Origin of the sequence: Salipiger abyssi (genome assembly GCF_017311415.1) — a bacterium.
Classification (GTDB): Bacteria; Pseudomonadota; Alphaproteobacteria; order Rhodobacterales; family Rhodobacteraceae; genus Salipiger; species Salipiger abyssi_A.
This window is the reverse complement of record NZ_JAEKIS010000004.1, coordinates 216955-236739: the sequence shown is the minus strand read 5'-3', so window position 1 is coordinate 236739 and position 19785 is coordinate 216955. Positions and strand designations below refer to the sequence as shown.

Sequence of the window (19785 nt, the reverse complement as noted above, 5' to 3'; positions counted from 1 at the left end):
TGTTGGTCCGTCGTTGGTTGGTTTTGTTATGGGGTCTCTTCATTGTTGGAGGCGGGCGGTCCCCAGCCGCCGCCATTCGCGGTGTCGATCCGCAGCGCGTCGCCGGGTTCGAGCACGATGCCCGAGGCGAAGGCGAAGGCCTCTGTGCCGCCGTCGCGGCGCTCTATGGCGATGCGGTTGCGCCCGCCGCAATCGCCGCCATTGGCGCCCCAGACCGGCACGCGGGTATGGCTGTAGCCGGCGGCAAGCGTGGCGCGACCGCGCGGGCGGTAGCAGGTCGAGAGGCCGCGCCCGCCGCTGTGCAGGCCCTTGCCGGCCGGGCTTTCCGACAGCTGCCGCCAGCCGACATCGATGCCATAGCGCGCCTCGCAGATCTCGACCGGGCAGTTGAACGTGTCGCCGTGATTGGTGGAATACATCGCGTCTAGCCCGTCGCGCTCGGCGGTGGCGCCCCAGCCGCCCATCTGCGGCTCGACCATCGTGTAGCGCCGCCCGGTATCGGGATGGATCCCGGCGATCACCGTGCCGCAGATCGAGGCAAAATGACCGGCGGGCAGGCGGTCGGGCAGAACCTGGGCCATGGTCTGCCACAACATGTCCGAGAGGCGGATCCGTGTCTCCGAGTAATAACCGTGCGGTGCCGGCGCCTCGGCCTCGAAGATCGTGCCGGGCCGGGTGATCACCTTCAGCGGGCGGAAGGAGCCGGCATTGGCGTAGAGTGCCGGATCCGTCAGAACCTTGAAGATAAGCTGGCAGGCGATGAGCGTGCCGTCGCGCGAGGTGTTGAACGGCCCCCGTTTCTGATCGGGCGCTCCGGTAAGATCGACGGTGAAGGCCTCGTCGGTGATCTCGATCACCGCGTGCCAGGTCTCGCCCTCGTCCTGCTCCTGCGCCACCGGGTAACGTCCTTTGGGCAGCGCGGCGAGCCCGCTGCGGGCACGGGCCTCGCCCTCGGCAAAGGCCGCTGCGATGGCGTCGCGAAAGCTCTCCGTGCCGTAGGTCGCGGCCATCTCGGCAATGGGTTTCGCCGCCCGCCGCCCGGCGGAGATCTGCGCCCAGAGATCGCCCATGACGAAATCGGGCAGGCGGGAATTCGTGGCGATGATGTCGAACACCGCGTCGATGCGGCGCCCGCCGTCGAACAGCCGGATACAGGGCAGGCGCAGCCCTTCCTGAAAGATCTCGACCGCGTCGGCGGGCATCGAACCGGGCGTCATCCCACCCACGTCGTTCCAATGCGCGATGGAGGCGGTCCAGGCCAGCAACTTGCCCTCGACAAACACCGGCTGCGCCACCACCACATCATTGAGATGCGTGACCCCGCCCCAGTAGGGATCGTTGGTCACAAAGACATCGCCGTCCTTCACCGTCGGTCCGTGCAGTGCCACGATCCGCTTCACCGCCTTGTCGAGAACGCCCACAAAACCGGGAATGCCGGCGCCCGAGGAGACGATCTCGCCCTCTGCATCGGTGATGCCGGTGCCAACGTCGAGCACCTCGTAGATGATCGGGCTCATGGCGGTCTTTTTCAGCACGGCGAACATCTCGTCCGCCGCAGCCGTCAGCCCGGCCTGGATGACCGCGCGTGTGAAGGGGTCGGCGGCCACCGCTCAGCCTCCGACCACGGTCACGTCGCGCGGCAGTTCCGAGAAGCGCTCGGCGCCGTCGGCGGTCAGATAGACAATCTCTTCGAGCCGCAGCCCGAACCGGCCGGTGAGGTAGATCCCGGGCTCGATGGAAAACACCATTCCCTCCTCCAGCACCGTGTCGGACGAGCCGGTCATGTAGGGCGGTTCATGCACTTCGATGCCGAGCCCGTGGCCGGTGCGGTGAAGGAAGTTCTCGCCATAGCCCGCCTGTGCGATGTGATTGCGCGCCGCCGCGTCGATCTCGCGCGCGGTCACACCCGGTTTCGCCGCGCGCATGGCCGCCTGCACGGCGCCCTCGACGATGGCGTGGATCTCGTCATAGCCCTCGGGCTTTTCGCCGACGACGCACATGCGGGTGATGTCGGAAGGCATGCCGCCGAGCCGCGCGCCGATGTCGATCACGATAGCGTCGCCCGCCTGGATTACCGTGTCGCCGGTGTGGTGATGCGGGAAAGCGCCGTTGCCGCCGGTGCCGATGATCGCGAATTCCAGGCTGGCGCCATCCCTGGCAAACCGCTCCTCCACGATCTGTTTGACCGCGTTCTCGGTCATGCCGGGCCGGATCGCGGCGAAGGCGGCTGTCATCGCCTCGTCTGCGAGCAGGGCGCTGGCCTTGAGCCGGGCGCGCTCGTCCTCGTCTTTCTTCATGCGCAGCCGGCCAAGCGTCGAGGGGGTGAAGACATGCCGCGCGCCGGGCAGCCGGTCGAGCAGGGCCAGCGCGAAATCCGCGCGCATGCCCTCGTCGACCGCTACGGTCATGGCGCCGTTCCCATTCACCGCCGCAAGCGCGCTGTCGAGTGCATCGTCCGGCCCCTCCGCATCGGCCCAGGGATGCATTGGCAGGTCGGTATGCTGGCTGGCGCTGTCGGCCTCCAGCGCGGGCATGGCGAATTCGGCGCTCTGCTGCGTGACGAGCAGCAGCAGCAGACGCTCGTCCGCATGCGGCTGAAAGCCCAGCAGCCATTGCATATGCGGTCCGGGGCCGAGCGCCAGCAGCTCGATGCCTTCCGCGATCATCGCGGTTCGCAGCGCCTCCATCCGGTTGGTGACCACGTCCTTCGGCATCACGCCTCTCCCTCGTATCCGTAGATGTCGCGCGCCGTATCGGCGCTGATGAGCCCGTCGCGCAGATCCGCCGCGACCTTGTCGCTTGGGCGGTCCTTTGGATCGCCCAGGCCACCGCCATTGCCGGTGATCACCCGGATCACGTCGCCGGGCCGCGTCTTCATGTTCGACACGAAGGCGAACTCGCGGGGCTCGCCCTCGGCCGGGATGAAGCGCACATAGTTGGGGCTGCCCGCGTGGCCGCCATCCAGACCCCAGGCAGGAAAACGCGAGCGGGTATAGCCGACGGTGACATAGCCCGCCTCGGAACGGGTGCGGTAGTCGATGATCACACCGCGCCCGCCGGTCTCGCGGCCCTCGCCGCCGGGGGCGGTGTTCAGCGTCATCCGGTCGATGATCACGCCGTTCCGCGCCTCGTTGATCTCGGCGGGGCAGTTGTATGTCTCGCCATGGAATGAGGAAAAGATCGCCGAGTTGCCGTCGCGCCCGGCGGCGGCGCCCCAGCCGCCGACCTGTGGCTCGATGATCGTATATTGCCGTCCGGTATCGGGATGGATGCCGCCGATGAAGGTGCCGCAGACGGATGCGAAATGCCCCGCGCCCAGGCGGTCGGCCATGTGCGGCGCGAGGCAGCGCCACATGAGATCGTAGGCGCGCAGCTCCAGCTCGTAGTAAAAGCCCATCGCCGCCGGTTCCTGCGCGTCGAAAACCGAGCCTTTGCGGGTCAGCAGCTCAATGGGCCGGAAACTGCCCGCATTGGCGAGCCCGCGCGGGTCGGTGAGCGATTTGAACAGCATCTGTGCCGCGACCATGACGCCGTCGCGACAGGAATTCGTGGGCCCCGGCGATTGGTCTGGGTTGTCGCGCAGATCGACGATAAAGCGGTCGTCGGTGATCTCGATCTTCACGTTGAAGACCGACCCGTCGTCCTGTTCCTCGTCGAGCGCATATCTGCCCTTGGGCAGCTCGGCCAGCGCCGCGCGCGACACCTTCTCGCCATGGTCCATGAAGTCGGACAGCGCCTGTTCGAACGCCGCGACCCCGTATTTGTCGGCCAGCTGGGTCAGGCGCCGCGCCCCGACCCGGACCGAGGAAATCGCCGCCCAGACGTCGCCCTCCAACACGTCCGGCATGCGGCTGTTGACCTTGAGGATCTCGAAGACCGGCGCGATGGGTGTGCCCGCCTCGATCAGCTGGATGGCGGGCAGGCGCAGGCCTTCCTGAAAGATCTCCGTCGCCTCACCGGTCAGCGAGCCGGGCGCCATGCCGCCGACATCGGAGTTATGCGCGATATTGGCGGTCCAGGCGATCAGCCTGCCACCGGCAAAGACCGGCATGGCGACGATGATGTCGTTGAGATGTGTGACGCCGCCATAGAACGGGTCGTTGGTGGCGTAGACATCGCCCTCGCGCACCTTGTCGGCGGGGAACTTGGCGGCGATGACCTTGACCGCCTTGTCCAGCACGCCGACAAATGCCGGGATGCCGGCGCCGGAGGAGGCGATCTCGCCCTGCGCGTCGAGAATGCCGGTGCCCATGTCCAGAACCTCGTAGATGATCGAGGACATGGCGGTTTTCTTCATCGCCACGAACATCTCGTCGGCGGCGGCCTGGAGCGAGTTCTGGATGATCTCGCTGGTGATCGGGTCGAGCGCCATCAGACCGCCTCCAGCGTCGGGGTCTCGGCGGTGACGGAGAGCAGGATGTGCAGATTGCCCCAGCGATCTACCTCCACCCTGTTGCCGGGATGGACGACGATGGTCGTGCCCGGATCCTCGACGATGGCCGGCCCGTCGAAACGCATGCCTGGCAGCAGCTTCTCGCCGTCATAGATCTCGGCCTCGTGAGTGCCCTCAATCGCGTAGTCGACACTGCGGCGGCCCTTTGATGCGGTGCCGGCCGGCGCGTCGCTCAGCGGCTGCTCGACCGGTGTCAGCTTGCCGACCTCGGCGGAGGCGATGACATGCAGGCCCACCATCTCGACCGGCGCGGCCAGGCGATAGGTGTATTCCTTTTCATAGGCGTCGTGGAAATCGGCGGCGATGCGGGCGAGCGCGTCCTCGGTCACGGCGCCGTCGATGGGCACCTCGACGGTGTGTTCCTGGTTCTGGTAGCGGAACTTGCCGAAGCGCTTGAGTGCGACCTTGTCGGCGGCCACGCCTTCCGCGGCGAACTGGTTGCGGGCCTGCGCTTCGGTCTCGGCAAAGCGGGCTTCCAGCGCCGCTGCGGCGCCATCGCCCAGATCGGCGAGCGCGGTGAGGAAATAGTCGCGGCGCAGGTCGGACATCATCATGCCCCAGGCCGAGAATACCGAGGCGCCGGTGGGGATGACCACCTTCTTCACGCCCAGTTCCTGCGCCAGCGCGACCGCATGCATGGCGCCGCCGCCGCCAAAGGCCACCAGCACGAAATCGCGCGGATCGTGGCCGCGGTTCAGCGACACCAGTTTCAGCGCGTTGACCATGTTGTTGTTGGCGATACGCACGATGCCCTGTGCAGCCTGATCGCGGTCGACGCCGAGCCTGTCGGCAACGGTCTGTAGCGCGGCGCCCGCCGCTTCCATATCCGCCTCGACCGCGCCGCCGCAGAAATAGTCGCGGTTGATCCGGCCCAGCCAGAGATTGGCGTCGGTCGTGGTCGCCTCGCTGCCGCCCTTGCCATAGGCGGCGGGTCCGGGCACGGCACCGGCGGATTGCGGCCCCACATGCAGCTTGCCGAAATCGTCGACCCAGGCGATCGAGCCGCCGCCATTGCCGATCTCGACCAGATCCACGACCGGCACCATGATCGGATAGCCGGCGCTGGTGCGGTCGCGCTCGATCCAGTAGTCGGTCATGATCTTGACCTCGCCGCCCTCGATCAGCGAGCATTTCGCGGTGGTGCCGCCGATATCGAGCGCCAGCACATTGGGTTCTCCGATCAGCTTGCCGAGCTCGGCGGCGCCCCAGAAGCCCGACGCCGGGCCGCTTTCGACCATGGTGATCGGGATGCGGGCGGTTGCCTCAAGGCTGTCGATGCCGCAATTGGACTGCATTACATAGAGCTGGCCGCCGAACCCGCCCTCGGTCAGTCCGGATTCCAGCCGGCGCAGATAGCGCTCGGCGACGGGCTGGACATAGGCCGAGAGCACCGCGGAATTGCCCCGCTCGTATTCCCGCCACTCGCGGCTGATCTGGTGCGAGCCCACCGCCGAGACCTCTGGCCAGAGCGCGCGGATCGCGTCGAGAAGCGCCTCTTCATGGGCGGGGTTGGCATAGGCATGCAGCAGCGAGACGGCAATCGCCTGCACCTCGTCGGCCCGGAAATCCTCGAGGATCCCGGCAAGGTCCGAGAGGTCGAGCGCTTGCGTCTCCTCGCCCTTGTAGTTCATTCGCCCGGGCAGCTCGCGCCGGAGGTAGCGTTTCACGAAGGGCGCCGGCTTGACATAATGCAGGTTGAAGAAGTCGGGCCGGTTGCCGCGCGCGATCTCCAGCGTGTCGCGGAAGCCCTCGGTGGTGATCAGCCCGACCTTGACGCCCTTGCGTTCGGTCAGCGCGTTGATGACCACGGTGGTGCCATGCGCCATGAAATCGACCGTGGCCGGATCGACCCCGCCCTTTGCCAGCACGTTCAGAACGCCCTTTTCGAAATCCGGCGGCGTGGTGTCGGATTTGGCGGTGGTGATGCGGCTTGCGCCGGTCTCCAGATCCGTTTCGAAACAGACCATGTCGGTGAAGGTGCCGCCCACATCGGTGGCGACGCGGATGGTGCGGCTGCGGTCCGTTTCGGTCATGCGGCTGTCCTTTCCGGGTTGGTCTTGCGCTCGAGCATCAGGCAGAGCGCGCCGGGCGCGATCAGTCTCGCGGCGCGGGCGACGCGCTCGGGCGTGTAGTGATACGCGACGTCGAGGCAGTTGAGCGTGCCCAGCACCTCGCCGGCCACGACCACCGGCAGGTTGAGGCAGCTTTCGCAGCCGAGACTGACGATCAGTTCGTGATCGGGGAAATGCGGGGCGAATTCCTCGGGCACCTGCGCGACAAAGGGTTCGTGACGGTCCAGCACCCGCGCGCCCCAGTCGGTGGGCGGCATCTCCTTGGTGCCGCCGGGCGGGTATTCTCCGGGCCTGTTCGACCAGGTGCGGCTCGCCAGCCGGGTGACCGGATCGAAAGTCATGACGGTAAAGAGCTGCGCGCCGATCTCTTCCTGCACCAGAGCGCAGAGCGCCGCGAAGAGCGCGTCGAGATCGTCGCCGGCGGCGGCCTCGGCAAATCCGGTCCAGGCGGTCATTTCCGCTCCTCCGCCGCTTCGAGCAGGGCGGCCTCGTGCCCGGCGCGGGTGCCGGGGATATCCTCTGCGGCGGCGATGCGGTCGCCGAAAACATCCATGGTGCAGACATGCAGGACCGCCGCCTCGCGGTCGGTGTGGTTCCAGGTCGAATGCAGCCGGTGAGAGGAGAAATGCAGGCTGTCGCCGGCGGCCAGCTCGATCCGCTCGCCTTCGAGTTCGACGGTGAGCGCGCCTTCGAGGACAAAGAAGATTTCCTCGCCCTCATGGCTTTGCGGCTCACTGCGGTAGCCGGGCGCCTCGCGGATGATCACGCCGTTCAGGACCGAGCCCGGGAAGGTGGTCGAGACCCGTTCATAGGCGGTCGCCTGCGGGCTCTCCTGTTTCAGCTTGAGGGTCTGCCGGGCGTCGCGCCGGGTGGCCTCGGGGGCGGGGCCGGAGCCCGGCAGCACGTCCTGCACGGCGATGCCCAGCACGGTGCAGATCCGGTTGAGCGAGGTCAGCGAGGGGATGGCGATATCGCGCTCCGCCTGACTGATGAAGCCGGTCGATAGCCCGGCCCGTTCCGCGACGTCCTGAAGGGTCAGTTTCAGCTCGCGGCGCCGGGCGCGCAGCCTGGCGCCGATTTCCGGCTTGCCGCTTGGCCGGCCTGTTTCATGTTTCGTTTCACCTGTCACAGGGCACCTTTTTAAGTAATACTAAATTTTTGAGATGGATCGGGCGATTCCGTCAAGGGGCACCGCCCGGTCAGGCGGCTTTCTCCTTGCGGTCGGTCAATTGATAGGCGCTCTCCGCCGCTTCAGGCGAGACCAGCCCCAGCCGGACATCGCGCTCGACCAACGGCACCGGGCGCTCTTGCGCCGGGCCGAAGCCGCTGCCGGCGGAGAGGATCAGCTCGATCTCGTCGCTAAGCCCCTCCAGCGCAAAGATCCCGCCTGTGCCGCAATCGGTCACGCCCTCGGCGTTGGTGATCGTCGCACGGGCGCTGAGTCCGGCGCCGCCGCCATGCAGACCCGCGACCGGCAGGTCGACGCCTTCGGGCGCGACCTGGCAGGTCATTTGCCCATCGCCATCGCGCCGGCGCACGCGGATGCGCGTCGCGGGGCCGCCGCGCGCCGCGCCCGGCCCGCCGCTGTCGATGACAAAGCCCTTTTCCTGCACCAGGATCGGCAGGCGCTGCTCCAGCAGTTCCAGCGAGGAGGAGGCCGCCGAGGTCGGCCAGAGCAGCGCGCCGCGCCCGTCGAGCCGCTGTCCCGCGCCCTGTCCGCCGCCCATCAAAAGCATCTCGGAATAGGGTTTGCCCTCCGGGTCGGTGCCCCAGAATGTCAGCACGCTGGGCAGGCCGGAATAGGCCCGCACCGCGCCGGGCAGGGTCTCGGCCATGGCACGGAAGATGTTGGGCGAGGAATACCAGCCGGTTCGCGTGCGCAGGCTCACCGGCGCGGGATGATCGCAATTCAGGATCGAGCGTGCCGGCGCCTTGACGGTAAAGGGCCGGTAGCAGCCGGCATTGCCGCGCACACCGGGGGTCAGCATGCATTTCAGCGGATAGGTTGCATGCGCCTCGGTATAGCTCATGGTGCAGTTGATGCCGCCCAGCGGCACCTGCGCCGGTGCGCCTGCGAAATCCACCTCGATCTCGTCGCCGCTGACGGTCAATGCCATTGGGATGGTCATGCGCTGGCCCAGAGGGTTGAAATCGACCGTCGAGCGATAGGTGCCGTCCGGCAGGGCACGTATCTCGGCGCGCATGGCGGCCTCGGAGCGGTCCTGAAGCACGGCGGCCAGCCCGCGTAGATCGCGCAGCCCGTATTCGGCGAGGAAGCGCCGCACCTGTGCCGCGCCGCGCGCGTTGGCGGTGATCAGCGAGCGCACGTCGCCCAGCACCTGGCCCGGCTCGCGTACATTGTGGAACATAAGGCGGAAGAGATCCTCGTTCTCCGCGCCCTCCCGCACCAGCCGCATGGGCGGGATCTGCAAGCCTTCCTCGAACACTTCGGTCGCCGCCAGACCGTTGCGCAGCCCGCCGATATCGCCGACATGGCCGACCGTTGCGGCCAGCGCCACGACCTGGCCCTCGGCAAAGACCGGCGTGACCACCGCGATATCGAAGAGATGCCCGGCGCATTCCCAGGGGTCGTTGGTCACATAGACATCGCCCTCGCGCATCTGATCGGCTGGGTAGGTTTTGAGAATATGGCGCACGGCGCGGGGCAGGGTGATGTTAAAGACCGGCATGACCCGGGCGGAATGGGCAATGGTCTCGCCCGACGGGTCGAGCAGTGCGCAGCCGAAATCCTGGCTTTCCGAGATGATCAGCGAAAACGCGGTGCGGCAGACGGTCTGCCACATATCTTCGGTCACGGTGACGAGCCGTGCCCACATGATCTCTAACGCGATCGGGTCCGCCTCCAGCCGCGCCTTGGCTTCGGTCAGCGGCAGCGCGCCGGTGACCCTCACAGCAGCTTCGGTGTTGCGTCCGATGCGGATGCGAAGGTTGCCCGCACCGTCCAGCGCGGCGCTGTCGCCCTTGGGGATCAGCGTGGTGGATTCGGGTTCTTCGACGATGGCGGGGCCGGCGATCTCCTGGCCTTCGGTCAGCTCGGCACGGAGGTGGACGCTGGCGGTTTCCCAGGCCGCGCCGGTCCAGACCTCGCGGCTGCGCGGCGCGGCGATGGCGCTAACGGCCGTTGCGGTGCCCACCGACAGATCCGGCGCAGGGCCCCGGGCGCGCAGGCGAAGGGAGAGGATTTCCAGCGGCGCCTCCGCCGGACGCCGGGAGTAGCGGTTGAGATAGACCGCCTCGAAGGCCGCCCTGAGCACCGGCTCCGCCGAGGTGTCCAGCGTGCCGTCGGGCAGCGGGACGGAGACCACATGCAACTGCCCCCGAAGCCGCATGTCGAGCGTCAGGTCGCAGCCAACGGCCTGCTCGGAGAGCCCGGCTGCGGTCAGCTCGGCTATCGCCTCCTGCCGCATTTCGGCGGCCAGTGTCTCGATCCCGCCGGAAAGCGCCTCGCCGATCTGCATCGGGCGCGAGCGCACCAGATCGACTGCCAACGGCGCCGAGAGAAAACCCAGCGCCGAGGCCGCGCCCGAGGCGGGTGGGATCAGCACCTCGGCCACCCCGAGGATGCGGGCGACGCGGGCGGCGAAGGCCGGGCCGGCACCGCCGAAACCGATCATCGCGTAGTCACGCGGGTCGCGGCCCTTTTCCACCATGTGGATCTGCGCCGCCGAGGCCATGGACTCCGCCACGGTCTGGTGAATGCCCCAGGCCGCCTCGACGGTGGAGAAGCCCAGAGGCCGGGCGATTTCCTGCATTGCGGTTTCTGCCGCCGCGCGGTCCAGCGCCATTTTGCCGCCGAGAAAGCGCTCGGGGTCATAGTAGCCCAACAGCACCGAGGCATCGGTGACGGTGGGATCCGTGCCGCCGCGCCCGTAGCAGGCCGGGCCGGGGGCCGCGCCGGCGCTGCGCGGGCCGACCTTCAGCAGCCCAACCGCGTCGATGCCGGCGATGGAGCCGCCGCCCGCGCCGATCTCGATCATGTCGACGGTGGGCGCGCGCACCGGGAGGCCGGAGCCGTTCTTGAACCGATGTTCGCGCCCGGCCTCCAGCACGGGGGCGATATGCGGTGCACCGCCCTCGATCAGGCAGGCCTTGGCGGTGGTGCCGCCCATGTCGAAGCTGAGCACATCAGAAAGGCCCGCCGCACCGGCAAACCAGGCGGTGGCCAGCGCTCCGCCCGCCGGGCCGCTTTCAAGCAACCGGATCGGTAGGGCGCGGGCGGTGTCCACCGGCACCAGCCCGCCCGCCGAGGTCATCAGGCGCAGCGCGCCGGCAAAGCCCTGTGCTGCCAGCTCGGTTTCCAGCCGGGCCAGATAGTCGGCCATCAGCGGTTGAACGAAGGCGTTGGCACAGGTCGTTACAAAGCGCGGATATTCGGAGATCTCGCCGACCACGGCGGCGGAGACCGACACTGCGAGCCCGGGATAGGCGGCCTTGACGATCTCGGCGGTGCGCAGCTCGTGGTCGGGGTTTCGATAGGAATGGACGAAGCAGATCGCGATAGCAGTGCAGCCCGCGGCCACCAACGCCTCCAGCTCGACGGTAAGCCCGGCCTCGTCCAGCGGTTCCACCTCCCGGCCCTGGGCGTCGATCCGCCCCGTCACTTCGCGGCGCAGGTCACGGGGCACCAGCGGTTCGGGAAAGGCGAGGTCGAGGTCGTAGATGTCGTAGCGCTGTTCATTGCCGATCTCGAGCGTGTCGCGGAAGCCGGCCGTTGTCAGCAGGCCGACACGGGCGCCGTGGCGCTCGATCACCGCATTGGTGACCAGCGTCGTGCCGTGGACGATTTCGCCGAGATCGCGCATCGCGACACCCTCGCGGGCGAGCAGCTCTGTCAGGCCGGTGAGCGCGCCGCGCGACGGATCGTCCGGCGTCGTGAGTGTCTTGTGCAGGGCGGCGCGGTCGGCTTCGGGCGCGCTCAGAAAGAGATCCGTAAAGGTGCCGCCGATATCGATTCCGACTCTGTAGCCCGTCATGCCCTGTGCCTCTCGCCGTCGATGTCGTCAAAATTTAGTATTACTATAATTTAGTATTACTGCAATTTTGCCGCTGCGCGGTGATCTTCGATCCAGGAGTCAGTGGCTTTTCCTTGGGCAGATCCGTGTGGGCGCTGAAAATTTGAGCGCGTCCTGCGCCGGTCAGGGGGCGCAGGACGCAAGGGTGGGTGGCGGCCGTCCGGTCACAGCTTGTAGTCGTTTGCGACAATATGTTCGGCAGTGGTGGCGATGCCGGCGAGATGTGCCTTGCAGAGCTTCTTCGCCAGATCCGCATCGCCGTCGTGGATCGCCTTTGAAAGTGCGCGCAGCTCGTCGCAATGCGTGAGAAACTTGTCGTGATCCTGAAGCGCGATGAACCGGATGAGCGCGATCCGATTGTGCAGCAGCCCCAGCGTTTCGGCGACAAAGGCGTTGCCGCCGCCATTCGCAATGGCGGAGTAGATCTTGCGCCCGGCTTGCAGCATGGCAAAGCGATCAGCGTTGTCGCGCAGGTCGTCGAGCAGCGCGATGCCCTGATCGAGTGCGCGAAGCTCCTCGGGAACGCGCCGCCGGGCAAATTCCTTGGCGGCGAAGGTCTCCAGCAGCTGGCGCATCTGATAGATCTGCCCGACCTGCTCCGGAGTGAGCTTCACCACCAACTGGCCGCGGTTGAGCACCGAGGTCACGAGCCCTTCGGCCTCGAGCAGCCGCAGCGCCTCGCGCAGAGAGGGCCGGCTGACGCCGGTCAACTCGCACAGCTCGCGTTCTTTCAGTTGCTGACCGGGCTGGAACCGCCCGGTGATGATCGCGAGGCGCAGTTTCTCTGTCACAAGATCCCGCAGGCTTACGGTTTGCCCTGTGACGCGAAGGTCAGAGTCGTCGAGTGCCGACATTCACAACTCCAATTTTCATCGACCGGGACCGGTCAGGCGTTCGCGCTTCGTTCAGAGCGCGCTTCTAGCAGGTTCCCGAGCGGTCGCCCACCCCACATCGGCTTGCGCAAGGTTTCGTTTCTCGTCCAGCGCATGACAGTCCACACAGCCACAATCAATTCACAGCCCTTCCTCATCGTTTCGTTCGCCTGCGCCTGCCGCGCATTCCCTAGCTGCCGGTTGCGCCTGCCAAGCGCCCAATATGCAAGCAGACATCGCGGTTTTCAGCATCTGATAGACGCTATCTTATTGTAACTGAGTTTGACAACAAACTTTCAGTTTGTCAGACATGTTTACAATATACAGCTTAAAGCACACGCAAGTCGCCAAACCGAGCGATACCAACCGGGAGTACGAAATGATGAAAGACGATGTCATGCGTCTGCGCGCCCAGGCGAACAGGGTTGCCACGGGATGTCTGCGCGCGGGCCGCGCGCTGGTTCTTGGGCTCGTCATGCTGGGATCTGCCACCGGGACCGCGCTGGCCGACCGGGCGGTGATCGCCATAGGCAACGCCTTCGACAATCTCGACCCGCATCAGGTTTTCGATGTGGGCCGTGTGGCATCGCGGCTCAACCTGTATGACGGCTTGCTGCGCTGGGAAGACAATCCGCCGGTTCTGGAGCCATGGCTGGCGGAGAGCTACGAGATCTCCGAGGACGGCAAGACCTATACTTTCACCCTGCGCGAGGGCGCCATTTTCCACGACGGCACGCCGATTACCGCCGAGGATGTGGCCTGGAGCATGGACCGGATCCTCGGCATCAACAAAGGCGCCGCCTCGCTCTTTGTCGATGTGATCGAACCGGGAAGCACCAGGGCGCTCGACGCGCGGACCGTGCAGTTCAACCTCTCCAAGCCCTCGGCGATCTTTCTGGCCACCGTGCCCGAGATCCATGTCGTGAACATGGATCTGGTCAAGGAGCATATCGTGGATGACGATTGGGGACAGGCCTGGCTGTCGGGCCACGAGGCGGGCTCGGGCTCCTATGCGCTCAAACGCTACGACCCGGCCATCGGTTTTCAGGGCGAGCGCTTTGCCGAGCATTTCATTCCTTGGGGCGAGAAATATCTCGACGAGGTCGAATTCCGCTATGTGATGGAGCTGAACAGCCGGATCCTGGGGCTGATCGCCGGGGATTTTCAGGTCACCGACGCCTACATGCCCTATGATCAGATCAAGCGGCTGGAGGAGTCGGGAACGGTCGACATCAACGAGCAGGAATCCATGCGGATCTTCTATGGTGTGATCCACAACAACCGCGCGCCGATGAACGATATCAACTTCCGGAAGGCGATCAATTACGCCTTCGATTACGACAGCTTCATCAACGACATCAACAGCGGCTCGGTCGCCCGTGATCCCCTGCCCATGCCGGGTAATATCTGGGGGGCGCCCTCGGATGTGGAGGGCTACAGCTACGATATCGAGAAGGCCAAGGAGTATATGGCCAAGGTCGAGGAGCCGGTTCGCGAGCTGACCATCGGCACCATCACCGGTTACAGCACCACCGAAGAGGCCGCCGCGCTGCTTCAGGCCGGGCTGGCGGAGCTCGGGGTGCCGTCAAAGATCGTCTCGGACCCGTTCACGGTGCTGAATGCAAGATCGATGGACGAGCAAAACACCTATGACATCTACTTCACCTGGAAGAGCACCTATTACGCGGATCCGCATAACTGGGTGGGCGAGCTCTACAGCTCCTCGACCATCGGTAGCCGCAATAACAGCTATTACTCCAACCCGGATGTCGACAAGCTGCTCGACAGGGCGCTGATCAGCACCAGCATGGAGGAGCGCCGCGGGCTTTACGAAGACGCCGCACGGATGGTGGTGGACGATGCGGCCGGACTGTTCATCTACAACACCAAATGGTTCGGTCCGACCTCCAAGGATCTGAAAGGGCAGCGCTTCAGCCCTATCGGCAACGGTCTGGAGGCGCGCTGGATGTATCGCGAGTGATCCGCGCCGCGGATCACGCGGGCAACCGTGCCGGACAGGCGGCGCGGAGGTATCACCGATACGCCTTGCTGGGGACAAGATGAAACTTCTCGTAATTCTGGTCAATCGGCTGGCATGGCTGATCCCGACAGTCTTCGGTCTGATGGCGATCACCTTTGCCATCACCCATATCATTCCCGCCGATCCCGTCGCCGCAGTGATCGGTGAGAACGCCTCGCCCGAGCAGGTGGCCGCACTCAAGGAAAAGCTCGGGCTCGACAAGCCACTTGTCGAGCAGTTCGTGATCTATCTGACGGGCCTGCTGCGCGGCGATTTCGGCATCAGCCTCTATACCCAGCGCCCGATCAGCGAAGACCTCTTCGCGCGGGTGCCGGCAACCATCGAGCTCTCGGTGGTGACACTGTTCGTGGCCATCGCGGCGGGCATTCCGGTCGGTGTGATTTCTGCGGTCCACCGGAATTCGCTGCTGGATCATGCGCTGCGGATCTTCACCGTCTCTGGGCTGGCGATTGCCTCTTTCTGGCTGGCCATCCTGTTTCAGCTGTTCTTTTCGATGTATCTCGGCTGGACACCGCTCCAGGGCCGAGTCGACGGCTGGGGGCCCGATCCGATCACCGGGTTCTTCATCGTCGACGCGCTGATCATCGGCGATTTCGAAATGCTGGGCGATGTGCTCGCGCATATGGTGTTACCGGTGCTGACCATGGCCTATCCGGCGATGGCCACCATCGTGCGCTTTACCCGCGCCGGCGTGCTCGAAGCCATCAGCTCTAATTTCGTCATGTACGAGAGCGCGATGGGCTTTCCGCGCCGGGTGATCATCTGGAAATACGTGCTGCGCAGTGCGCTCATCGGCACGGTCACCCAGATCGGTCTGATCTTCGGCATTCTCATCGCCAACAGCGTGGTGGTCGAGACGGTGTTCGACTGGCCGGGTATCGGGCGCTACGCCGTCGATTCCATTCTCAATTCCGACTATAACGGGGTTATGGGGTTCGCCGTCTTCACCGGCGTGATCTTCATCCTCATCAACGCCCTGGTCGATATCCTGCACGGATTGATCGATCCGCGCGAAACCCGGTGAGGATCCCCGCAGTGGAAACCATACGCTTCATTCTGCGCAAGTTCTTCGAAGACAAGGTTGCGCTCGTCGGGCTCGTCATCATCACGGCGCTGGTGCTGGTCGCGATCTTTGCCGGGGTACTCGCCACCCATCCCGGCGATGTGAGCACCTTTCACCCGGCGGACCGGCTCCAGGGGCCGAGCCTCGCGCATTTCTTTGGCACCGACCGTATGGGCAGCGACATCTTCAGCCGCATCCTCTTCGGCGCCCGCATCACCATCACCATCGCGGTCATCTCGGTGGGGCTTTCGGTGCTGATCGGCGTGCCAATCGGCCTGCTCGCGGGCTACTATAACGGATGGTTCAGCGATCTACTCATGCGGGTCTCGGACATCTTCCTCGCGGTGCCGCAGATCGTGCTGGCGATCGCCATCGCCCAGACGCTGGGCCCGGCGATCGAGAACGTGATCCTGGCGCTCTCACTCACCTACTGGCCGTTCTGGACGCGGCTGGTCTATGCCGAGACGCGCGCCTGCAAGAACGAGACCTTTGTCGAGGCCTCGGTCGCGCTCGGCGCCTCGCCCTTCCGCGTGATCGTGCTGCATATCCTGCCCAATATCAGCTCAGGTATCATTGTGCGGACCACTCTGGGCATGGGCAGCACCATCCTCACCGCCGCCGTGCTGGGTTTTCTGGGGCTCGGGCCGCCCGCGCCCTCGCCCGAATGGGGGCGCACCATCGCCGAGTCGCGTCAGTACCTGCCCAATGCGTGGTGGTACGCGACCTTCCCGGGCCTTGCCATCTTCATGGTCGTGATGGGCTTCAACCTTCTGGGTGACGGGCTGCGCGACATTCTCGATCCGCGGATCCGCCGGAGCAAATCCAATGACAGGTGATACATTGCTTCGGGTCAGCGACCTGAAGGTCAGCTTCCAGACCGAGGCCGGCAGCGCCAAGGTACTGGACGGGGTCAACCTGACCATCGGCCGGGGCGAGATCCTGGGCCTGGTCGGCGAGTCGGGCTGCGGGAAATCCACGCTGGCGCGATCGGTGCTTGGCATCCTGCCGAAAAACGCGGCGCGGATCACCGATGGAACGATCCTCTTCGACGGGGAAAATCTGCTGGAGCGGAATGAGGCCTATCTGGCGCGGGTGCTGCGCGGGCGGAGGATCTCCTTCGTCCCGCAGGATCCCTTCAGCTCGTTCAGCCCGGTGTTCAGCATCGGCGACCAGTTCATGGAATTGATGAAGTGGAAATCGCCGGAGATCACCGATGCGCAGGCCGCCGCGCGGACCATCCTCAGCAGCCGTTACGGCCGGGCGCGCCGCAGGCGCGACGCGGAGCGGGTGATGGAGATGCTGAGCGCGGTTCAACTGCCGCAGCCCGAGGCGATCCTCAGAAAGTATCCGCATGAGGTCAGCGGCGGGCAGCGGCAACGGCTGATGATCGCCATGGCGCTGCTGACCGAACCCGAGCTGATCATCGCCGATGAGCCGACGACGGCGCTCGATGTGACCATTCAGGCGCAGATCCTGAAGCTTTTGAAGGCCCTCGCGGCAGAGCGCAACGTGGCGGTGCTGTTCACCACCCACGACCTCGGCACCGCGTGGGAGATCTGCGACCGCATCATGGTGATGTATGCGGGGCAGGATGTGGAGGTGGCGGGCAGCGCCGATTTCTTCGCGCGCCCGAACCACCCCTACACCGACCGGCTGCTGGCCAGCCTGCCGGGGGCCGAAGGCGGGCTGCAAGGCATTCCGGGCAATATCCCCGGTTTCGTTTCGCCGCCCGGCGGCTGCCGGTTCCACCCGCGCTGCGATCTTGCAAGCGACGCCTGCCGCACAACAAGGCCCGGCGTGACGGCGCTCGGGTCCGGGCACGCGGTGCGCTGCCATCATCCGCTTGGAACGCAATTTCTGAAGGAGGCCGTGACATGACGCTTGAGCCCCCGATTTCGCGCGTCGCAACCGACCGCCCGGAGACCGCGAAGCCCATTCTCGATGTGCTGTCGCTCAGAAAGTACTTCCCCATCCGAAACGCCTGGGGCCGGCGCAAAGGCTGGCTCAAGGCGGTGGACGACGTGTCGTTCCGTGTTGCCAAAGGCGAGATCCTCGGCGTGGTCGGCGAGTCCGGTTGCGGGAAATCGACGCTGGGCAAGACCATCATGGGCATCCACCAGCCCAGCGACGGCGATACGATCTTCGAAGGGCGCAGCACCGCGAATTACGATCCCGGCCAGGCGCGCAAGCTGCGCCGGCACCTGCAATACGCCTATCAGGATCCCGGCGCCTCGCTGGATCCGCGCTGGAAGATCCGGCGCTCGCTGCACGAGCCGATGATTATCCACCAGCCCGAGCTTGACCGCGACCAGCGCGCCGAGCGGGTCAGCGAGATGATGCGCGCGGTCAACCTGCCGGAGACCCATCTCGATCTTTACCCGCACGAGATCTCGGGCGGCCAGCAGCGCCGCGTCGGGCTGGCGCGGGTGCTGACGCTGAACCCCTCGCTGATCATTCTTGATGAGCCGACCTCGGGGCTCGATCTGTCGGTGCAGGCGACGATCCTGACCCTGTTCATGGATCTCAAGCGGAAATTCGACCTGACCTATCTGTTCATCTCGCACGATCTGTCCATCGTGCGGATGATCTGCGACCGGGTCGCGGTGATGTATCTCGGCAAGGTGGTAGAGATCGGCGATACAGAAATCATCTTCAGCAACCCGAAACATCCCTATACGCGCTCGTTGCTCTCTGCGGTGCCAACAGTGGGCGGGCGTCGGGTGACCGATGATTTCCAGCTCGAAGGCGAGCCGCCGAACCCCGGCAACATGCCCTCGGGCTGCCGCTTCCGGACCCGCTGCACCATGGCGCAGGCGGACTGTGCAAAAGCGGAGCCGCCGCTGCGTGCTGACTGGCCGGGGCAATCGGCGGCCTGCTTCCTCGCAGAATAAACGGCTCGGCGCCGCCCGCCGGGACCGGTGCCGCTTGTCTGGGCAGTTAGGCAGCTGTGTGCCGCAAAGGGTGGGACTCTAAATGAACAGATTGTCTTACAAATTGACAAAAATAATTTCACGCCATAGCGTGACCTCATCCTACTGGAAACCTTTCGAACCATGTCAGCCGAGGATGCGATGACACAGACCGAAACCGTCTCTCCGATCTCGCCTGCCGCGCCGGGCCAACGCAAACCGCGTGACTGGAGCGACGGCAAGATGCGCTTCGGCGTGTTCTGGCCGGGCGCCCGCACGCAGTTGCCCTCGCAGCGGATCGCCGACATGAATCCCGACCCTCTGGACCTCAACGAGCATATCGCCATGGCGCGCACCTGCGATCGCATCGGCATGGATCTCGTGCTGATCGGCGACGGTTATGCGCCGAGTTCGGAAGAAGGCTCGAAGATCGGCTTTCAGGACCCCGGCCTGCATGCCGCCATCCTGGCGGCGCCGCTGCTCATGGCGACAGAGCATCTCGGTGTGCTCTCGACCCTGCACACCACCTATTTCGCTCCGGCGCAGATCGCGCGCATCGCGGCGAATTACGACTGGCTCGGCGGCGGCCGCTGGGGCTGGAACATCGTCAACGGCTATCGCGATTACGAAGCGAGCCTCTTCGGCTACGCGGATCTGCCGAACAGTGCCGATATGTATGACGCGACCGACGAGATGATCGAGATCGTCATGAGCCTATGGGATCCGTCGAAGCGGACGGAGTTCGAGGGGAAATATCACCGCGCGCATGGCAAGCTGAAGGGGCCTTATCCGTCGGAACGGCCCGTCTTTGTCTGCGCCGGTGCCTCGGACCGGGGCAAGCGTTTCGCGGTGCAGCATTGCGACTATCTCTTCGCCTCGCCCACTGAAATCTCGGCGATCCCCTCCGTTGCCGCCGATCTGGCGGAAAAGGCCGCCGATGCGGGCCGGGACAGTGCGCCGGAAATCCTGATGGTCGCCGATGTCTTTGTGCGCGACGCGCCGGGCGAAGCGCGGGCGCTGTTCGACGATCTGATGAACAGCTTTGCCGAGACCGGCGCGGGCAAGACCTGGAGCACGCAGATCGGCAAGCTGCGCGCGGAAAAGAAGAACCCTGTGAAGTTCCCGAATTTCGTCGGCACGCCGCAAGAGGTCGCCGATCAACTGATCGCGGCTTATCGAGATCACGGGCTCAAGGGTGTGATCTTTCGTATGCCGGTCTGGTCCGAGGCGGAGATTGCCCGTCTCGGCCCGGTCTTCGATCTGCTCGAAGCGGCGGACGTCCGTGTGCATCCGCGCGATCGCGCGCATTCCTGGTAGCGCGCAGTATCGCGGCGGCGGGCGC

Annotated in this window: 14 protein-coding genes; 6 read left to right on the top strand and 8 right to left on the bottom strand. The window is 65.4% G+C overall.

Annotated features, from left to right (window positions below; genetic code table 11):
- Nucleotides 1–26: 26 nt before the first annotated feature.
- The 8 genes from I6N89_RS07925 to I6N89_RS07890 form a co-directional block, all read right to left on the bottom strand.
- Nucleotides 27–1607, bottom strand: a complete 1581-nt coding sequence (locus I6N89_RS07925) for a hydantoinase B/oxoprolinase family protein (protein WP_207017714.1) — start codon at nucleotides 1605–1607, stop codon at nucleotides 27–29.
- A 3-nt stretch (nucleotides 1608–1610) separates the two neighbouring features.
- Nucleotides 1611–2714, bottom strand: coding sequence for a M24 family metallopeptidase (locus tag I6N89_RS07920; protein ID WP_207017713.1), 1104 nt, complete (start codon nucleotides 2712–2714; stop codon nucleotides 1611–1613).
- Nucleotides 2714–4372, bottom strand: a complete 1659-nt coding sequence (locus I6N89_RS07915) for a hydantoinase B/oxoprolinase family protein (RefSeq protein WP_207017712.1) — start codon at nucleotides 4370–4372, stop codon at nucleotides 2714–2716. The genes I6N89_RS07920 and I6N89_RS07915 overlap by 1 nt, the downstream gene beginning before the upstream one ends.
- On the bottom strand, nucleotides 4372–6486 hold the full coding sequence (locus tag I6N89_RS07910; RefSeq protein WP_207017711.1) for a hydantoinase/oxoprolinase family protein: 2115 nt from the start codon (nucleotides 6484–6486) through the stop codon (nucleotides 4372–4374). The genes I6N89_RS07915 and I6N89_RS07910 overlap by 1 nt, the downstream gene beginning before the upstream one ends.
- On the bottom strand, nucleotides 6483–6980 hold the full coding sequence (locus I6N89_RS07905) for a GAF domain-containing protein (protein ID WP_207017710.1): 498 nt from the start codon (nucleotides 6978–6980) through the stop codon (nucleotides 6483–6485). Before I6N89_RS07905 ends, I6N89_RS07910 begins: the two co-directional genes overlap by 4 nt.
- Nucleotides 6977–7654, bottom strand: a complete 678-nt coding sequence (locus I6N89_RS25745; protein ID WP_207017709.1) for a helix-turn-helix domain-containing protein — start codon at nucleotides 7652–7654, stop codon at nucleotides 6977–6979. Before I6N89_RS25745 ends, I6N89_RS07905 begins: the two co-directional genes overlap by 4 nt.
- Before the next feature lie 70 nt (nucleotides 7655–7724).
- Nucleotides 7725–11519, bottom strand: coding sequence for a hydantoinase B/oxoprolinase family protein (locus I6N89_RS07895; protein ID WP_207017708.1), 3795 nt, complete (start codon nucleotides 11517–11519; stop codon nucleotides 7725–7727).
- Nucleotides 11520–11722: 203 nt separating this feature from the next.
- Entirely contained in the window at nucleotides 11723–12412 is a 690-nt protein-coding gene (locus tag I6N89_RS07890) for a GntR family transcriptional regulator (RefSeq protein ID WP_207017707.1), read from the bottom strand.
- 397 nt (nucleotides 12413–12809) lie between these two features.
- Here I6N89_RS07890 and I6N89_RS07885 point away from each other — a divergent pair, with 397 nt between their 5' ends.
- From I6N89_RS07885 to I6N89_RS07860, 6 genes are all read left to right on the top strand, one after another.
- The gene (locus tag I6N89_RS07885; protein ID WP_207017706.1) at nucleotides 12810–14411 is read left to right on the top strand and encodes an ABC transporter substrate-binding protein; all 1602 of its coding nucleotides are present in this window, start codon (nucleotides 12810–12812) and stop codon (nucleotides 14409–14411) included.
- Nucleotides 14412–14490: 79 nt separating this feature from the next.
- Nucleotides 14491–15495 carry an ABC transporter permease gene (locus I6N89_RS07880; RefSeq protein WP_207017705.1) on the top strand — a complete coding sequence of 335 codons (1005 nt, stop codon included), beginning with the start codon at nucleotides 14491–14493 and terminating at the stop codon, nucleotides 15493–15495.
- Nucleotides 15496–15506: 11 nt separating this feature from the next.
- Nucleotides 15507–16370, top strand: a complete 864-nt coding sequence (locus I6N89_RS07875; protein WP_207017704.1) for an ABC transporter permease — start codon at nucleotides 15507–15509, stop codon at nucleotides 16368–16370.
- Entirely contained in the window at nucleotides 16360–17412 is a 1053-nt protein-coding gene (locus tag I6N89_RS07870) for an ABC transporter ATP-binding protein (protein WP_207017703.1), read from the top strand. Before I6N89_RS07875 ends, I6N89_RS07870 begins: the two co-directional genes overlap by 11 nt.
- Nucleotides 17409–18425 carry an ABC transporter ATP-binding protein gene (locus I6N89_RS07865; RefSeq protein ID WP_207017702.1) on the top strand — a complete coding sequence of 339 codons (1017 nt, stop codon included), beginning with the start codon at nucleotides 17409–17411 and terminating at the stop codon, nucleotides 18423–18425. The genes I6N89_RS07870 and I6N89_RS07865 overlap by 4 nt, the downstream gene beginning before the upstream one ends.
- 180 nt (nucleotides 18426–18605) lie before the next feature.
- The gene (locus I6N89_RS07860; RefSeq protein ID WP_207017701.1) at nucleotides 18606–19760 is read left to right on the top strand and encodes an LLM class flavin-dependent oxidoreductase; all 1155 of its coding nucleotides are present in this window, start codon (nucleotides 18606–18608) and stop codon (nucleotides 19758–19760) included.
- The last annotated feature ends 25 nt before the right edge of the window (nucleotides 19761–19785 follow it).

Excerpts from the sequence above, each read along its gene's own strand:
- I6N89_RS07905 (WP_207017710.1), bottom strand. The coding sequence starts at position 6,980 with ATGACCGCCTGGACCGGATTTGCCGAGGCCGCCGCCGGCGACGATCTC.
- I6N89_RS07880 (WP_207017705.1), top strand. The coding sequence starts at position 14,491 with ATGAAACTTCTCGTAATTCTGGTCAATCGGCTGGCATGGCTGATCCCG.
- I6N89_RS07915 (WP_207017712.1), bottom strand. The coding sequence starts at position 4,372 with ATGGCGCTCGACCCGATCACCAGCGAGATCATCCAGAACTCGCTCCAG.
- I6N89_RS07865 (WP_207017702.1), top strand. The coding sequence starts at position 17,409 with ATGACGCTTGAGCCCCCGATTTCGCGCGTCGCAACCGACCGCCCGGAG.
- I6N89_RS07920 (WP_207017713.1), bottom strand. The coding sequence starts at position 2,714 with ATGCCGAAGGACGTGGTCACCAACCGGATGGAGGCGCTGCGAACCGCG.
- I6N89_RS07895 (WP_207017708.1), bottom strand. The coding sequence starts at position 11,519 with ATGACGGGCTACAGAGTCGGAATCGATATCGGCGGCACCTTTACGGAT.
- I6N89_RS07860 (WP_207017701.1), top strand. The coding sequence starts at position 18,606 with ATGACACAGACCGAAACCGTCTCTCCGATCTCGCCTGCCGCGCCGGGC.
- I6N89_RS07870 (WP_207017703.1), top strand. The coding sequence starts at position 16,360 with ATGACAGGTGATACATTGCTTCGGGTCAGCGACCTGAAGGTCAGCTTC.
- I6N89_RS07890 (WP_207017707.1), bottom strand. The coding sequence starts at position 12,412 with ATGTCGGCACTCGACGACTCTGACCTTCGCGTCACAGGGCAAACCGTA.
- I6N89_RS07910 (WP_207017711.1), bottom strand. The coding sequence starts at position 6,486 with ATGACCGAAACGGACCGCAGCCGCACCATCCGCGTCGCCACCGATGTG.
- I6N89_RS07885 (WP_207017706.1), top strand. The coding sequence starts at position 12,810 with ATGATGAAAGACGATGTCATGCGTCTGCGCGCCCAGGCGAACAGGGTT.